Source organism: Bacteroides cutis, assembly GCF_900241005.1.
GTDB classification, from domain to species: Bacteria; Bacteroidota; Bacteroidia; order Bacteroidales; family Bacteroidaceae; genus Bacteroides; species Bacteroides cutis.
Window position 1 is genome coordinate 940,284 of the sequence record NZ_OEST01000001.1, and the last position, 16,829, is coordinate 957,112.

Genomic DNA, 16,829 nt, shown 5'->3' on the forward strand with positions numbered 1-16,829 from the left:
TTTTGTCCAATATTGATTAATTTCCTTTCTTTTCTGCTCCCCGCACCTTGTCTTTGGCGTTCAGTCCGCTTTTGACTGCAATCTTGATACCGTCGCTCATGCCCACTTCTATCTGTTGGCGCTTAAATTTTTGTATAGGTACACTATCTGTCAATATGTATACGAAAGTACTGTCACCGTTGAACTCAACGCTTCCTTCCGGTACGGCGAGCGTCTGTTGCGCCCGTTCCAGGACGATTTCAGCAGTGGCCGAGTATCCCGAGCGTATCGCTACCGTATCCGGTACTTGGATAGCGGCTTTAATTTCAAATTGGTTCGCACCGTTTTCCTCTACGCCTTTCGGGGAAATATACTCTAGCACAGCATTGAACGAGAAGTTTTGCAACGCCCCGATAGTTAGCTTCACGGGCATTCCTTCGTGGATGCGTCCTACCTCGGTTTCGTCGATGTTTCCCTTGAAAATAAGGTCATTCATATTGGCTACGGTGGCAATCGTGGTTCCGTCGTTGAACGTGTTGCTCATGATTACCGAGTTACCCACCTTGATCGGTACATCCAAAATCAGTCCGGTAATGGTAGACCGGATTAATGTACTACTGAATGATGCGCTGCTTTTAGTGATGCCTTCTTTTACAATCTCTAAAGCATCTTTTGCCGTTTGCAGCTCTTCGCGCGCCTGTTTTACGGTTACTTCGCCTTTCTCGTATTCTTCGCTACTGATGAGTTTGTCCTTGAACAGTTTCTCAATGCGGGCAAAGTCAGTTTCAGCTTGTGAAGCGCTGATTTCTGCCAGGCGTACCCGGCTCTCGGCGGAATTCAATTGTCCCAACTCTGGAATGACTTTCACCTTGGCTATGACCTCACCTTGTTTGATGGTTTGTCCCGCTTCCTTGTATACTTCGGAAATGATACCCGAAATCTGCGGCTTGATGAGTACCTCGTCTCTAGGTTCCACTTTACCGGTAGCGACAGTAGTTTTCTCCAAATCGGTAATTTCCGGCACTATCGTTTCATAGACAGTCACTTCCGGTTGCGACTTTTGATACAAGAACACGAATGTCCAGATAAACAAGGCGGCTACTACCACCAGTAATGCGATTTTCAGATACTTCTTTGTTTTCATCTTATTATTGTATTATTATTTTATTCCTTTACTTATCACCCTGGCACTTCATGGCTTTACCACTCGTTATCACTCATCCCTTATCGCCTCAATCGGCTTGATGGCCATGGCACGATAAGCAGGAGCCAGTCCGGCAAGTACTCCAAGGGCAATCAGAAGAATACATGTCCCGATGGCCAATCCGAAAGATACCTGATAGTGGGTTTTGATAACACCCGTTTCGTTGGTAGCGCTTTCCAATATTTGCAATATGAGAACTGCGAAAGATATTCCTGCCATTCCGGCAATAGTAGTCAGTACCATACTTTCCGAGAGAATTTGTTGCAGAATATCCTTGGGGCGTGCACCGATGGCACGGCGGATACCAATTTCCGTAGTGCGTTCCTTGACGGTCACCATCATAATATTCGATACACCGATAGCACCGGCAAACAGAGTTCCCAGACCTACCATCCATATCAATATACGCGTCCCCATCATCAAGTTGTCCATCATGGAGAACATCGCTTCGGCGTTCAAGAACATCACAGCTTGCTTGTCATTCGGGGAGATATAATGAGCTTCCTTGATAAGCGCTTCTATTTTGGGTTGAACATCTGTCACCTTAACTCCCGGCTTCATGGTGAAGCAAACCACATCTATCCTTTTCCCCAGATTATAGGTTTGCTGCATGGTAGTGAAAGGTAGGGTAATAGCCTCTGATGCTTGACCTTGTATGTTGATATTCCCTTCGGACGAACACATGCCGATAACCCGATAGTAAATGCCATTAACCCGTATGAACTTTCCGGTCGGATCTTCTCCCGATTTAAAAAGGCTCTCGTATACACGTTTACCTAAGACGCATACCTTTCGCGATTCTCGTATGTCTACATCGTTGATGAAGCGCCCGTAGGTCATTTCCTGATGTTCTATATATTCATATTCAGGATATAATCCTTTTACGCTACATTCATATTTGTTTTCACCGTAAACGGCTGTTTGTCCCCACATGGCAAACGAAGGAGTTGCCAATTCTATTCCTTCTACACTGCGCACTCTGTCTACGTCATCTGTTTCTACGTCCCACCAACGCCCTTTGCGAAATCCTTTGTAGGCTTCGCTTGTCTTTTGCGCCGCAACGAAACCGGAGTTAGTGGCAAATCCCTCAAACTGTTGCTTCATCTGCTCCTGCATGCCCTGTCCGCCACCAATGAGTGCCACCAGCATAAAGATACCCCAGAATACGCCAAATGCCGTCAGCAGACTTCTGGTCTTGTTTCTTGTGATGGTGAGGAGGATTTCCTCGCATGTATCCAAATCTATTCTCATAATCTTTAATCTGCTCTAAGTGCTTCAATAGGACGAATGCTCACTGCCTTTTTGGCGGGGAAGAACCCTGCCAATGTACCTGCGATAATCAGGGTAAGCGTAGCTTGAATGGCTATTTGTAGGTCGACTGTAGGGTCGGAGAACATCCGTGCCTGAAACATACCGGCGTCTACCGTCTGGCTACCGAAGGCACTGTTCATCCATTCCGTTACCCCAATGCCTGCCACCATACCTATATAGCCGAAGAAGGTGGTGATAGCTACACTTTCTACAATAATCAGCCAAAGGATAGAGATGGGCTTGGCGCCCAACGCTTTGCGGATACCAAATTCGCGGGTACGTTCCTTGACGGTAATCAACATGATGTTCGATACGCCTACAATACCGCTTAGCAAGGTGAAGATACCGATTACCCAGATAGCCGTGCGCAGAATCCCCATGGCATTTTGCGTCTTCATAAAACTTGTCATACGGTTCCATATCCAGATGGCGCTGTTGTCGGTGGGGTCAAACCGGTGGTTGGCGGCGAGAACTTTGCGATATTCGGCTTCAAAAGCGTCGTTACCTTCTATGCTGTTCAGGTTTTTGGTAGTAAAAATAATATTATTCAGTTTATCTCCTTTATTGTAGATGGTTTGCAGGGTTGAGAAAGGTATATAAGCATCGCTGGAACCTTGGTCGCCTTGGTCGTTGTAGATTCCGACTACCTGATAGGCTACCCCGTTGGCGTTGACAAACTGACCGAGCGGATTGGTATGCGTTTTATTAAAAAGAATTTCTGCGGATTTTTTATGAAGGATAATCACTTTCCGCCGTTCTTTCAGGTCATTATGGTTAATGAACCGTCCATCAGCCGTTTTTACGGTTTCCACTTCGGTGTAATTAGGATATACGCCCATTAGTGAAACGTTGATATATTCTTGCCCGAAACTGATGTTTATATTGCTCTGCCGCAAGGTGGCTCCGGCACTGATAACATTTTCGGGGAAACTTCTCTCGGTTGAGCTAAGGTCCTTATTGTCCAAGCGGACACGTCGCCCTTCTTTTAATCCGTCATAGGACTTGGTTGTCCAACCCGGATAAATGCGGATGGAGTTCAACGCTCGTTCAGAGGAGTTCTGCTCAAAGGCATGTATAATGCCGTTTCCGGCTCCCAACAGTACGATGAGCATAAAGATACCCCATGCTACCGCAAAACCGGTAAGGAATGTGCGTAGTTTGTTGCGTTTGATGGTGGCGTATATTTCTATCCAAAGGTCTATCATATATATAATGTGATGATGTTTCTTTACTTCATATATCCGTCTTTTCCGAATGGCGACGCGTCATGGTTCAGATTTTCCTCTATACTGCCGATAATTCCATCCTTGATGTGGATAATCTTGTCCGTCTGGTTGGCGACTCCACTTTCGTGGGTTACTACTACGATGGTCATACCCGTTTGGTGCAGGTCTTTCAGGATCTGCATCACCTCCACGGATGTCTTGCTGTCAAGGGCGCCGGTAGGCTCGTCGGCAAGGATAATCTGAGGATTGGTAATCAGGGCGCGGGCAATGGCAACACGCTGTTTTTGTCCGCCGGACATTTCATTCGGCATGTGGTTTGCCCATTCTTTTAATCCCAAGCGATCCAGATATTCCAGCGCCATCGCATTCCGTTTCTTGCGGCTCACTCCCTGGTAAAAGAGGGGAAGGGCTACATTCTCTACCGCGTTCTTAAAAGTTATCAGGTTGAAGGACTGGAAGATGAAACCAATCATCCGGTTGCGGTACTCGGCAGCTTTGGTTTCACTCAGGTTCTTGATAAGGGTGCCGTTTAGATAATATTCTCCGGTATCATAATTGTCCAGAATACCCAATATATTAAGTAAGGTGGATTTTCCGGAACCGGATGCTCCCATGATAGATACGAATTCTCCTTTTTGAATATCAAGGTTAATACCCTTGAGAACGTGTAAAGGTGCTCCGTTATTGTAGGTTTTATTAATGTCTTTTAGCTGTATCACGATTTTTCCTGTTTTATACTTAGCTCTTATTGTTTTTCATAATTAGACGCACATAGGTTACAAAAAGTTGCAAGTAGGACGAAGTTTTTTAAAAAAAGATTTTGCAATGTCGTTTTTCTTTGTGTAATTTGTAACCATAAATGTTATCAACTAACCCTTTAAACAAAAGTTATATCATGAATTCAAACATGGAAAAGCCCTATGTAGTGGGTATTGACATAGGCGGTACGAATACCGTCTTTGGTATTGTGGACGCACGCGGAACAATTATTGCTAATGGTTCCATTAAGACGGGGGCTTATGTACAGGCCGATGATTACGTCGATACAGTATGTAAAAATCTTCTTCCGTTGATTATTGCGAATGGTGGTGTAGACAAGATAAAAGGTATCGGTATTGGTGCTCCTAACGGTAATTATTATAGTGGTACCATCGAATTTGCTCCTAATCTTCCTTGGAAGGGAGTCATCCCTTTGGCTGCCATGTTTGAAGAACGTCTTGGCATTCCTACTGCACTGACAAATGACGCTAATGCCGCTGCAATCGGTGAAATGACATACGGAGCCGCACGTGGTATGAAAGATTTCATCATGATTACTTTAGGTACCGGTGTGGGTAGTGGTATTGTTATTAACGGTCAGATGGTGTATGGTCACGATGGTTTTGCCGGTGAATTGGGACATACTATTATACGTCGTGAAAATGGTCGTGTTTGCGGTTGCGGACGTCATGGTTGTCTGGAAACTTATTGTTCGGCTACCGGTGTGGCGCGTACAGCGCGTGAATTCCTGACGGCTCGCACAGAACCCAGTTTGTTGCGTTCTATTCCGGCAGAAAACATTACCTCAAAAGATGTATATGATGCTGCTGTTCAAGGTGACAAGTTAGCTCAGGATATTTTTGAATTTACAGGAACCATTTTGGGTGAGGCTATTGCTGACTTTATCGCTTTCTCAAGTCCGGAAGCGATAATCTTGTTCGGTGGATTGGCTAAATCAGGCGATTATATCTTCAAACCTATCCAAAAGGCTATTGATGAGAATGTTTTGACTATTTATAAAGGTAAAGCTAAATTGATGATGTCCGAATTGAAAGATTCTGATGCTGCTGTGTTGGGTGCCAGTGCATTGGGTTGGGAATTAAGAGATATCAAGTAAGTTCCGCAGATTTAGGCTGGATATAAAAGCGTGCATCCAAACATCGATCGGTGATATGGCAAATCGGTTGATGTTTGGATGCATTTTTTGTATAAATTCTTATTTACAACGATATCTTCTGTTTGCATCATAAGATTGTGCCACCAAATTGGCACTGTCTTGCCTCTTTAATGGCACAGCTTTGCCACTTCGATGGCACGGCTGTGCCAATATAGTGGCACAACTTCTGTTCTTTATGACATCAGTCGGCGATCACAGAGAACTCGGCGCCACCGGCAAAGTCAGCTCCATTTTGCGAGCTAAGTCCGGTGAAACGGAGATATCGGGCTTGTACCGGCTTTTCCAATAAGACACGTTGTTGTTTCTTGTTATAGGGGAAAGTACCTTTAAGGACTTCTTTCCAATTTTTACCATCATTACTCACTTGCAAACTATAATCCTTAATGTCTCCATTGGTACCACCATCTTGACGGGGAAGATAGATGAAACCTTTCATCACTTTGGTTTCTCCGGCATCAAAGTCTACCCAATGTGGATATTTGGCTACAGTGACGGAATACATGGTGTGCCATTTGGTATTGGCATTGCCGTCTACCAAATGGGTGGCATCCCCCTCACCGGTTTCTTGGCTTGATGCATAAATCACTTCTAATGGAATGCTCTCTATCTTGCTGAACATCATCGAAGTAGCAATGTTGGTATTATCCTCGTAGGCAGCCGTCACCACGCCACCTTCGCGTAGATTGAAAGGTTTGGTATAACGTTGTTTTTTCTTGTTCCCGTTCAGAGTATAGACTATTTGGGCGTCAGATTTTGAAGAATGGATATTGACCATTCCGCTGCGGCTGCGTGAAATGGACAAAGGAACTTCACCTGCTAAAGAGACGTTGGCGGTCTGGGTGAATGCGGCTTGCCGTACGGGACGGATTAGGAAACTCATGGTATGATTACCCGCTTTCACACGGTCAAAATTTAAAGGCCCACCTTGTCCGCAACTGTTACCGCCAAGTCCTGTCACCGCCAAATCCAGATGTAAATGGGTGGCAGTGGATTTAGGTAACTGATAGGGATGAGGGGCAAGAGTCATTTCTACAGCCGACCAAGGTAATGCCGAGACAGACATCCGGTTGCCTGAAAGAAATTCTACGCCATTGCCTGTCTGGTCGGTCAGGGCACACCAGCGTACTTCTTCACGATTGCCCATACTTTGCGGTTTCGGGAAGTTGATAAATTGCTCCTTCACGCTACTTTGATACATTTCGATGAAAGCACCGGTATGGCGGTCGTTGTAGTTGTTCCAAGGGCCACGGCCATAATAAGTGTATTGTTGCAATGCGGAAGGAACTTGCATGGAATATCCTAGGCGGGCGAGTACAAGGGAGGCATCGTTAGAGGTGATACTGGATTGCAGTTCGATAGAGCCATCGGGATAAACAGTCCATATTTGGCTGGTAATGAATTTGAAATCATCGGGACCGAACGGGTGGTCAGTGAGCTCTTTAATAGAGTATCTGCCGGAGTTACCTCCTTCGATAACTGCGGCATTGGGGGCTTGTGAAACTATCGTATAGATGAGCTGCAGAATATTTCCATCTTTTGGGGAAGGCTGTACCAAAGTACGTTTGATGGCTTGGTGCCTCAGGTTGTGAAGTCCTTTTTCAAACCATTGGCGATAGGCCCAGTTGTCGTTGTCTGTGGGAGCGCGAAGGGCATCTATCTTAGGACCTTGTCCGTCGCAAATCATCTTCTTGCCATTGTATTCCAGACTGTAGATGGTTCCTTCTTTGTTGTCAAACTTCACACAGAAACCTTTTCCGGTGATAGTGGTGAAGTTTCCGGTTTCGTTTATTTCCGGTTTCTCGGCAGTGGCGGTCAGTTTTTTTATAGACGGCTTTTCACCGGCAGTTTTCACTGCCAATTGTTCTTCCATCTGTACGAAACCTGCTTTTGCCCAAGGCATATCGCGAAGCAATACAAATTGTACCTTTACGAAATATTCGCTTTCGGTTTTCAGATTTCCGTAGTTGTAGGGAAGATGGCAGATGGCTTTAGCACGGGGACCAATTGACTTGCATACTTCGAGGGAAGCTTCATTCTCGTCTATCTTCTTTCCATCTTCATACAAAGACCACACTAATTTATAGTTGTCCAGTGCGGTAAAATAATTCTTGTTGAAGATTTCAATTTTTCCATTTTGCAGGTCGATAGCTTTTACACTTACATTCTGATACACTTTCTTTACTTCATAGTAAGCCGGTTTGGGAGAATGGTCGGGCAACAGGATACCGTTCATACAGAACATTCCGCTATTCGGCTTGTCATTGAAATCACCACCATATGCCCAGTAACGGTCTCCGGTTTTAGGGTCATAATTGTACAACGCCTGATCTACCCAGTCCCAGATGGCAGCTCCACAAAAGAAGTTGGTAGACTCTATCGCGTTCCAGTAGTCTACCAGATTACCTACCGCATTTCCCATGGAATGGGCATATTCTGATACATGGAACGGATATTTGATGTTGTACTTACCCGTGACAGCACCACGCATCCATGCAATGGATGGATATTGGTTGGATCCCATGTCTACAATACTATTGTTACGTTCATATTGGACGGGGCGGGAGGAATCGAAGGTATGCAAGGCATTATAGGCACTGATGAAATTCTTTCCCGGGCCGGCTTCATTACCCAGTGACCATATCACTATAGAAGGATGGTTTACGTGGGAGTGGGCCAACTCCATGACGCGTGCCACGTGTGCCGCCTCAAACTCTGGTACATGGGACAGGGACGCATTGCCATAATAGTATTCATGACTTTCAATGTTCGCTTCATCTTCCAGGTAGATTCCGTATTTGTCACACAGGTAGTACCAGTAAGGTTCACAGGAATAATGTGAGTTGCGCACATGGTTGATATTTCCCCGTTTCATCAGCATGATTTCTTCTTTCATCTGTTCATGGCTGATGGCATTACCTACAGCTGGGTTTATTTCTTGACGGTTAACTCCTTTTAATTTCACGGTTTTTCCGTTGATATAATAATAGCGTCCTGCCAAATTGAATTCGTCGTTACTTGCCGAAGTATCTTTGATTTCTACCTTGCAGAAACCGAATGCGGTGGAGAAAGTTTCTATCACTCTGCCCTTCTTGTCTTTTAGCTGACCCACCAGTACATAACGGTAAGGTGTTTCTGCCGACCATTGCTTGGGAACGGCAATATTTAGAGTCGTGACGATAGAAGTCTTTCCGGCTTTATCCAATTCGGTAAGGTTACCGGTTGCACTTACATCATTCACCAGAGTGTTTTTATCGGAATACAGTTTATTGGCGTAAACCGAATAGGCAAGGGTGTAATCTTTCACTTTCTTATCGCTAAGATTACGTACGTCAGCTTCCACACGGATGATACCGTCCTTGTAGTTGGCATCCAGTGTGGGGAATACACGTAAATCACGTACTTGTACCTTGGCGGTGGAAGTCAGTGATACCGAACGGAAAATGCCTGGTAAGCGGAACATATCCTGTGCTTCGAGAAACGAACCGTCTGAATTGCGATAGACCTCGACTGCCACTATATTCTCGCCTTCCTTATTCAGATAAGGGGTAATATTAAAGGAAGCGGTGTTTCGTGAATTTTTGGAGAAACCAATGTATTTCCCGTTTATCCAGAGGTAGAAGAAAGAGGATACCCCATCGAAGTTGATATATACTTCGCGTTCTGTCCAGTCGGCAGGAACGGAGAAAGTACGACGGTAGGAACCTACCTCATTACGGTTTTTGTAAGTTGTCCAGTCGTGCGGAGGAGTACGCATTACTCCGCCTTTCCAGTCGTCCACAGCAACTTTGTGCTGAAAAATGACCGGTTGGTTGGCATAGACGGGTGTCCCATATTTCAGGCTGCCGTCTTTCTGGATACCTGCTACGTTCCATTGCATCGGTACGCTGACGTCATCCCATGCGGAAACGTCGTATCCCGGCTGATAAAAGTCGCTAGGGCGTTCATCGGGATTTCCCACCCAGTGAAATTTCCATGTTCCGTTGAGTGAATAGTAGTAACTGCTGTGTTCTGGCAATACTTTCCGGGCACTCTCTGTATCGTTAAAGGTGAAGAACCAGGTGTGTGGTTGTTCTTTGTTCAGGGCCAATAACTCGGGAGATTCCCATTCTTTTCCTGAAGGAGCAGAGACATTGGCGTAATCAAATCCTTTCAGCCCATCGGCAAGGAGATTACTTGCGAAGCAGGTATATGCCAGGCAACAAATCAATTTCTTTTTGAATTTCATAGATTTTTAAATGTGTTAAAAGAAATACAATGATAGTGATTTTTTGGTTAATGGAAAAATAAAAAGAGACTGAATTCCAAAGAACCCAGTCTCTTTTTATTTTGAAATAAGAGATAAAGAAATTATCCGTTAACTCTTTTTTCTTTAATTCTTGCTTTCTTACCGGTAAGAGCGCGCAAGTAGTACAATTTAGCGCGACGAACTTTACCCACTTTGTTCACTTCGATGCTGTCAATAGCCGGTGATTCGATCGGGAAAATACGTTCTACGCCTACAGTTCCTGACATTTTACGTACAGTAAAACGTTTTTTGTCTCCATGTCCGGCAATCTTGATAACAACACCACGGTACAACTGTACACGTTCCTTGTTACCTTCGATAATACGATATGCTACTGTTACTGTGTCACCAGCTTTGAAGCTCGGGTGCTGTTTTCCGGTAGCAAATGCTTCTTCTGCAATTTTAATTAAATCCATTGTTGTTATTATTAAATTGTTTGATCGTTACAACGCAACATACCAGGCTTCTCTCTTGGTGTCCTGACAGCGATTGCGCGAAAGCGGTGCAAAGGAACGAATTATTTGGCAGATACACAAATGTTTTATGTATTTTATTTGGACTTGGGCTGAAAGGGAAAGTTACGAAAAAGAATTCCTCCTTTCTTTGCTTCAAGGTAAAGAAAAAGTATATTTGTAGCAGTTTAAAACAAACGAATATGAAAAAGAAAATATTAAAGTTCGTATCTGGAGTGGCATTAGGTGTATTCCTTTTGTTGACATCTTGTCATTCTACTTATGAAGTGACGAAAGCGGAAGGAAGTATGCAATCTATAGATTCCACGTTGGATGCTGAACCCGATGCGGAAGCAGTGGCATTGCTTGCGCCTTATAAGGTAAAGATAGACAGTATGATGTATCGTGTGGTAGGCACGGCAGAAATGTCTATGGACAAGGGTGCGCCTGAGAGCCTGCTTTCTAATCTGGTGGCAGATGTGCTACGTGAAGCTGCTGTACGAGTACTAGGTAAACCTGCGGATATGGGACTTGTCAATATGGGTGGTTTACGCAATATATTAACCGAAGGTCCTATTACTTGTGAGAATGTCTATGAGATATTACCTTTTGAGAATTCTCTTTGTGTACTGACTTTGAAAGGTGTCTATTTAAAAAAACTTTTTGAGAATATCGCTGCGCGTTATGGCGAAGGCGTCAGTGGCGTGAAGCTGACAATCTCTAAAGATGGTAAGTTGGTGAAGGCTGCAGTAGCGGGTAAGCCAGTGGAAGATGATAAACTATATACGGTTGCTACTATCGACTATCTGGCTGATGGCAATGATGGTATGGCCGCTTTGCCTCAGGCTGAAAAGAGGGAGTGCCCGGCTAATGCTACATTGCGTGGCTTATTTATGCAATATGTAGAGAAACAGACTGCTGAAGGTAAGAAAATCGCTTCACGCATGGAAGGGCGTATTACGGTTGAAAATTAAAGAATACTAATTAAAAACTATAGGTTAGATGAAACGTATATCCATATATTGTTTACTGGTCGTTTGCCTGATATTTACGGCATCGGCACAACAGACCAAAGAGTTGTTTATTTTACAGACGAGCGATACGCACAGCCGTATCGAACCTATTAATCCACATGCCGCCGATAGGTATGCAGGTATGGGAGGAACAGTACGCCGCGCTACTTTTTTGAAAGAATATCGTGCCGAACATCCTGATGTCTTGCTTTTTGATTGTGGTGATATTTCGCAGGGTACTCCATATTATAATCTTTTCCGGGGTGAAGTAGAGGTAAAGATGATGAACTTGATGGGATATGATGCTATGACTATAGGTAACCATGAGTTTGATTTCGGTTTGGAGAATATGGCGCGTTTGTTTCGTATGGCTGATTTCCCGGTGGTGTGCGCCAACTATGATGTAAGTGGAACGGTACTTGAAGGTTTAGTGAAACCATACACTATATTAAAACGTAACGGACTTAAAATCGGTGTTTTTGGCCTTGCTCCCAAAATGGAAGGATTGGTACAGGCTGATAAATGTGAAGGAGTCGTTTATAAAGAACCCGTTGCGGTGGCTCAAGAGGTAGTAGATGTTCTGCGGAATAAGGAACAATGCGATGTTGTTATCTGTCTGTCCCATTTGGGTATACGTAGTAACAATGGAGATTCTGATGAGAAACTGGTTACGGAAACCTATGGTATTGATGCTATTCTGGGAGGGCATTCTCATACCTTTATGCAAAAACCTGCTTTCTATATGAATGCTGATGGTAAGAGTATACCGGTATTGCATACCGGTAAGAGTGGTATATACGTCGGAGAAATGAAGTTGATATTGACTGAGAAGAAATAAATGAAGAAGCTGTTACTATTTGTGCTGTTGATTTTAGGATGTTATGGACGCTTTGCTTCCGAAGCTAAATACCGGCCTGTTCCGTCTGTTCCCGTAACTTCCGTGGAACCGTTACTACTCCGTTCCATACAAGATGGAGTGCGATGCCAGCAATGGGTAGACTCTGTTTTAAACAGGTTGAGTTTGAAAGAACGAATAGGACAGCTGTTTATTTATACCATCGCTCCGCAACAAGATAAACGTAATAAAGAATTGCTACGTAAGGTGGTGGAGGATTATAAAGTGGGTGGTTTGCTTTTTTCTGGTGGATTGATGCAAAATCAGGTAGCGCTTACCAATGAGGCACAACGTATGGCAGATGTTCCTTTAATGATAACTTTTGATGGTGAATGGGGACTATCTATGCGTTTGCGAGGTACACCCGTATTCCCGAAGAATATGGTGTTGGGTTGTGTAAGGAATGATTCTCTTCTTTATGAATATGGGTGTGAAATGGCACGGCAATGTCGTGAAATGGGGGTACAGGTTAATTTTGCTCCGGTAGCGGACGTAAACATCAATCCTCAAAATCCGGTTATTAATACCCGTTCTTTTGGTGAGAGCCCGGTAAATGTTGCCAATAAAGTGATTGCATATGCCACAGGATTGGAAGATGGAGGAGTGCTTTCTGTTTCTAAACATTTTCCTGGACATGGTGATACGGATGTAGACTCGCATTATGCCTTACCTACTTTGCCGTTTACGCGTGAACGTTTGGATAGTGTAGAACTTTATCCTTTTAAAAAAGCGATTCATTCCGGCTTAAGTGGTATTATGGTAGGGCATTTGGCTGTTCCGGTTTTTGAAACGAACAATGGCGTACCTTCTTCCCTTTCGCGTAATATAGTTTATGACTTGTTGACTCGTGAATTGAAATTCCAAGGTCTTATTTTTACAGATGCCCTTGCTATGAAAGGGGTATCGAATAATGCGACGCTTTGTTTGCAAGCTTTGAAAGCAGGAAATGATTTGCTGCTTGTTCCCCGGCGTATAAAGGAAGAGGTTGAAACTGTACTTGCTGCTGTAAAACGTGGCGAACTGAGTGAAGGAGATATAGAAGAAAAATGTCGTAAGGTACTGACCTATAAATATGCGTTTGGACTATCGAAGAAACCTTTCGTCCGTCTTTCCGGTTTGGGAGCCCGTATTAATACTGCGTATACCCGTGACTTGATACGGCGTTTAAAGTTGGCTGCCATTACTGTTCTGGGAAATAAAACAGGAATATTGCCACTGGATCCTGTTATAAAAGAGGTTGCAGTGCTCAATGTAGGTGATACGAAAGAAATACAGCCGTTCATCAGGCAGATATCAGAATATACTCATCCGGTGGAATTCCAATTAGGAAAAGAACTTTCCGATTCTGCACGTACCAATCTGAAAAATAAACTGTCGCAGTTCAAACGTATTTTGGTATGTGTAACCGAACACAGACTGACACCTTATCAATCTTTCTTTGCGGAATTTGCTCCTGATGTTCCAGCGGTATATTTATTCTTTATTCCCGGAAAACAAGTGTTACAGATACATCGGGGTGTTTCGGCGGCTGGAACGATGATACTTGCCCATTCTTCTGATGACGAAGTACAAACCCAGGTTGCCAAGATATTGTATGCAGATGCTGCTGCGGATGGAAAACTTTCGGCAAGTATCGGTAACTTGTTTGCTGCCGGTGAAGGAGTAGTACTCGGAACTGGAGAAGAACCTCGTTTTGTACCCGAAGAATATGGGCTGAATTCCCGCATGTTGGCTCGGATTGATACCATTGCCGAACAAGGTATTCGAGAAGGGGCTTATCCGGGATGTCAGGTGGTAATTTTAAAAGACGGTAAAGAGATGTACAGTAAAACTTTCGGTACTCATACATGGAATACGCTGGTAGATAATCAGGTAGGTGTTTCACGTCCTGTACAGACCACGGATGTTTATGATCTTGCTTCGTTGACTAAAACAACTGCTACTTTGCTTGCCGTGATGAAACTCTATGATAAAGGGCGTCTTAACTTGACTGACCGTGTGTCTGACTACCTACCATTTCTGAAAGATACTGATAAACGGGATATTACGGTAAGGGAACTGTTGTTCCATCAGTCCGGCTTACCTTCTACGTTGTTGTTCTATCAGGATGCTATTGATGAAGATAGTTATAATGGTACGTTGTTTAAAGTGAAACCGGATAAACTGCATCCTACCCGTATCGGGCGTCAGACTTGGGCTAATCCGAAATTCCGGTTCCGTGAAGGGTTGACTTCAAAAGTACCCACAACCGATTGTGCCTTACAAATTTGTGATAGCTTATGGTTGAACCGTGCTTTCAAGAAAGAATATCTTCAAAAAATTGCCGATGTTCCCTTGAGAGATAAACGTTATCGCTATAGTTGCGTAGGCTTTATTTTGCTGCAACAATTGGTGGAAGTGCGTTCGGGAATGCCACTGGATGAGTTTCTTGCCAAAGAATTCTATATGCCGATGGGACTGAAACGAACAGGCTATTTGCCTTTAAAATTTTTACAGAAAGATGAAATAGTACCTTCTTCTGTAGACCCGTTCTTACGGAAAACAACTTTACAGGGATTTGTACATGATGAATCGGCTGCTTTTCAAGGAGGAATTTCCGGCAATGCAGGTCTGTTCTCTACTGCGGAAGAAGTAGCAAAGATTTATCAGATGCTTTTAAATGATGGCGAGTTGGACGGTAAGCGCTATTTAAGTAAAGAAACTTGTCGTCTTTTTACTACAACAGTTTCAAAAACAAGTCGTCGTGGCTTAGGTTTCGATAAACCGGATATGCAGAACCCTAAAAGTAGCCCTTGTGCTCCTTCCGCCCCTATATCTGTTTACGGTCATACCGGTTTTACGGGAACCTGTGCATGGGTTGATCCTGATAATGGTTTGATTTACGTTTTTCTCAGTAATCGTGTCTATCCGAATACGTGGAATACGAAGTTGCAGGAATTGGAAATACGTGAGAGAATACAGGAGGCAATGTATCAGGCTCTGTTGACTTCTCGTTCCCCTAAAGGAACAGAATAATTTGTGAAATAAATCCTATTGATACAATCAAAGGGAGTCAATCCCGTCCACACGGAATTAACTCCCTCTTTTCATACTTTGAAACAATTAATTTATTCTCGGTTAAACTTTAGGTGTATTTCTGTTAGAATGCAATACCGATACGTAAGCCTAAGTTGTTCATACCGTCTACACTGTAAGTGAAGAGGTCACCTTTGTTTGTTGCGTAGCTATAGTAGGCAGCGAAGTGTAACCCCGGTCCGTAAGCCCATGGATAAACGTTAAAGCCGATTTCTGGAGATACATAGAAACCCCATGTATTGGTATGGGCTTCAAATACGTTGAAAGCTGACTTCAACTGTGCATATTGTGCGCCCAGTTTTACACCTAGATATGGTTGGAAAGCACCACCGCGATTCCATTGATAACGGGAAGCAAGACCGAAGGGTAATTGGAATACAGTATGTTGTTGGTCGGTATTCAAACTACCTCCTTCACCTATGGGAAGAGTCTGACGACCTACATATTCGTGATTACTATGATAAGCGAGGAAACCTCCTAACGCTATATTGGGAGTCAGAAAGTAACCACCTTCAAAGCTCATTCCCCATCCACTGCCTTTATCTGCAAAGTTGTTGTTTAAGGGAAAGTTGAATTGCCAATCGATGTTGGCATAACCGTTATCGGTCATCTGTGCCTTTACCGGCATGGTGAAGACTAACACGAGGGCGGCAACCGCCATTACCCTCAAAGATATATATTTTAATGTTTTCATACTTGTTCTTATTTAAAAAATTCAACGACAGCTATTCTTATATGACAGAAAATGTCAACAATCTTATCTGGGTTGTGCATTCATATTGTTGAGATAGGTAGACTGGGTGAAAGCTTGGTTTACACCTTCTACAGCCATCTTTGTATTTACAGAGGTAGAACCACTCAATAGTCCGCTCATGTAACTGGTCCACAGAACAGGAAGTTTCTCGCTTTGACCTTGAGGAGCGTTAAGGTTTAACAATTCGGTGATGAAGGAACCGGTGCTATAAGAATAGTTAACGGCATACGGATAATACCAGCCACCCCAGTTGCCCCAATAAGGAGTATCCCAGTAACCCGGATAATTCCACCACCATTCAGGACGTCCGTAGTCAGTGAAGTAGTAAGTGCTCTTCACATAGCTAACTTGTAATCCGAGGTCGGCTTCCTCACGGTCTTCTACACGAATATAGCCGCGGTTATTCATATTTGTAACGTAGGCGCTGAGAATTTCTTGTGCACTTTCGTCTTTCCAATATTCGGCTTCTTTTCTGCTGCCGATCACGAGAATACTGTCCGGCAAGTAGTAAGTTTCAAAGGTTTTGAAATCTGCCTTCTTGTCATAATTGGTATAAACCAGATACTTATTGTCTAGCTTATCCATGTCAGGGTCTTTCTCGCAAGATACGAATGCGACTGCGAAGACCGCTAATAATAAGGGAATAAATTTCTTCATACTTCTATAATTGTTTAGGTTAAATATTAATTCCTGCCCTAT

The 16,829-nt window shown here is 43.7% G+C and carries 12 protein-coding genes; 4 read left to right on the forward strand and 8 right to left on the reverse strand.

Annotation, left to right across the window (positions count from 1 at the left end; translation table 11 throughout):
* Window positions 1-16: 16 nt before the first annotated feature.
* The 4 genes from C1A09_RS03670 to C1A09_RS03685 all read right to left on the reverse strand — a co-directional run bounded on the left by C1A09_RS03670 (window position 17) and on the right by C1A09_RS03685 (window position 4,439).
* Window positions 17-1,123: an efflux RND transporter periplasmic adaptor subunit gene (locus C1A09_RS03670; RefSeq protein ID WP_101542345.1), complete on the reverse strand. Its 1,107-nt coding sequence runs from the start codon at window positions 1,121-1,123 to the stop codon at window positions 17-19.
* A gap of 69 nt (window positions 1,124-1,192) precedes the next feature.
* Window positions 1,193-2,434, reverse strand: coding sequence for an ABC transporter permease (locus C1A09_RS03675; RefSeq protein ID WP_101542346.1), 1,242 nt, complete (start codon window positions 2,432-2,434; stop codon window positions 1,193-1,195).
* Window positions 2,435-2,439: 5 nt separating this feature from the next.
* On the reverse strand, window positions 2,440-3,699 hold the full coding sequence (locus C1A09_RS03680) for an ABC transporter permease (protein ID WP_101542347.1): 1,260 nt from the start codon (window positions 3,697-3,699) through the stop codon (window positions 2,440-2,442).
* A gap of 23 nt (window positions 3,700-3,722) precedes the next feature.
* Complete coding sequence (locus C1A09_RS03685; RefSeq protein WP_101542348.1) at window positions 3,723-4,439, reverse strand: ABC transporter ATP-binding protein; 717 nt, start codon at window positions 4,437-4,439, stop codon at window positions 3,723-3,725.
* 176 nt (window positions 4,440-4,615) lie between these two features.
* Here C1A09_RS03685 and C1A09_RS03690 point away from each other — a divergent pair, with 176 nt between their 5' ends.
* Window positions 4,616-5,596, forward strand: coding sequence for an ROK family protein (locus tag C1A09_RS03690; RefSeq protein ID WP_101542457.1), 981 nt, complete (start codon window positions 4,616-4,618; stop codon window positions 5,594-5,596).
* A gap of 241 nt (window positions 5,597-5,837) precedes the next feature.
* Here C1A09_RS03690 and C1A09_RS03695 read toward each other — a convergent pair whose 3' ends face one another.
* Window positions 5,838-9,881 carry a glycoside hydrolase family 2 TIM barrel-domain containing protein gene (locus C1A09_RS03695; protein ID WP_101542349.1) on the reverse strand — a complete coding sequence of 1,348 codons (4,044 nt, stop codon included), beginning with the start codon at window positions 9,879-9,881 and terminating at the stop codon, window positions 5,838-5,840.
* A 122-nt stretch (window positions 9,882-10,003) separates the two neighbouring features.
* Window positions 10,004-10,357, reverse strand: coding sequence for a 50S ribosomal protein L19 (rplS, locus tag C1A09_RS03700; protein WP_022011470.1), 354 nt, complete (start codon window positions 10,355-10,357; stop codon window positions 10,004-10,006).
* 239 nt (window positions 10,358-10,596) lie between these two features.
* Here rplS and C1A09_RS03705 point away from each other — a divergent pair, with 239 nt between their 5' ends.
* From C1A09_RS03705 to C1A09_RS03715, 3 genes are read left to right on the forward strand one after another with little or no spacing between them, the layout of a single operon-like run.
* Complete coding sequence (locus tag C1A09_RS03705; RefSeq protein ID WP_101542350.1) at window positions 10,597-11,367, forward strand: 5'-nucleotidase C-terminal domain-containing protein; 771 nt, start codon at window positions 10,597-10,599, stop codon at window positions 11,365-11,367.
* 28 nt (window positions 11,368-11,395) lie between these two features.
* Complete coding sequence (locus tag C1A09_RS03710; RefSeq protein WP_101542351.1) at window positions 11,396-12,244, forward strand: bifunctional metallophosphatase/5'-nucleotidase; 849 nt, start codon at window positions 11,396-11,398, stop codon at window positions 12,242-12,244.
* Window positions 12,245-15,316 carry a serine hydrolase domain-containing protein gene (locus C1A09_RS03715; protein WP_101542352.1) on the forward strand — a complete coding sequence of 1,024 codons (3,072 nt, stop codon included), beginning with the start codon at window positions 12,245-12,247 and terminating at the stop codon, window positions 15,314-15,316.
* A gap of 124 nt (window positions 15,317-15,440) precedes the next feature.
* Here C1A09_RS03715 and C1A09_RS03720 read toward each other — a convergent pair whose 3' ends face one another.
* Window positions 15,441-16,070 (reverse strand): outer membrane beta-barrel protein, encoded by a 630-nt coding sequence (locus tag C1A09_RS03720; RefSeq protein WP_101542353.1) that lies wholly within the window; start codon window positions 16,068-16,070, stop codon window positions 15,441-15,443.
* A gap of 63 nt (window positions 16,071-16,133) precedes the next feature.
* On the reverse strand, window positions 16,134-16,787 hold the full coding sequence (locus C1A09_RS03725) for a DUF4136 domain-containing protein (RefSeq protein WP_101542354.1): 654 nt from the start codon (window positions 16,785-16,787) through the stop codon (window positions 16,134-16,136).
* Window positions 16,788-16,829: the final 42 nt, after the last annotated feature.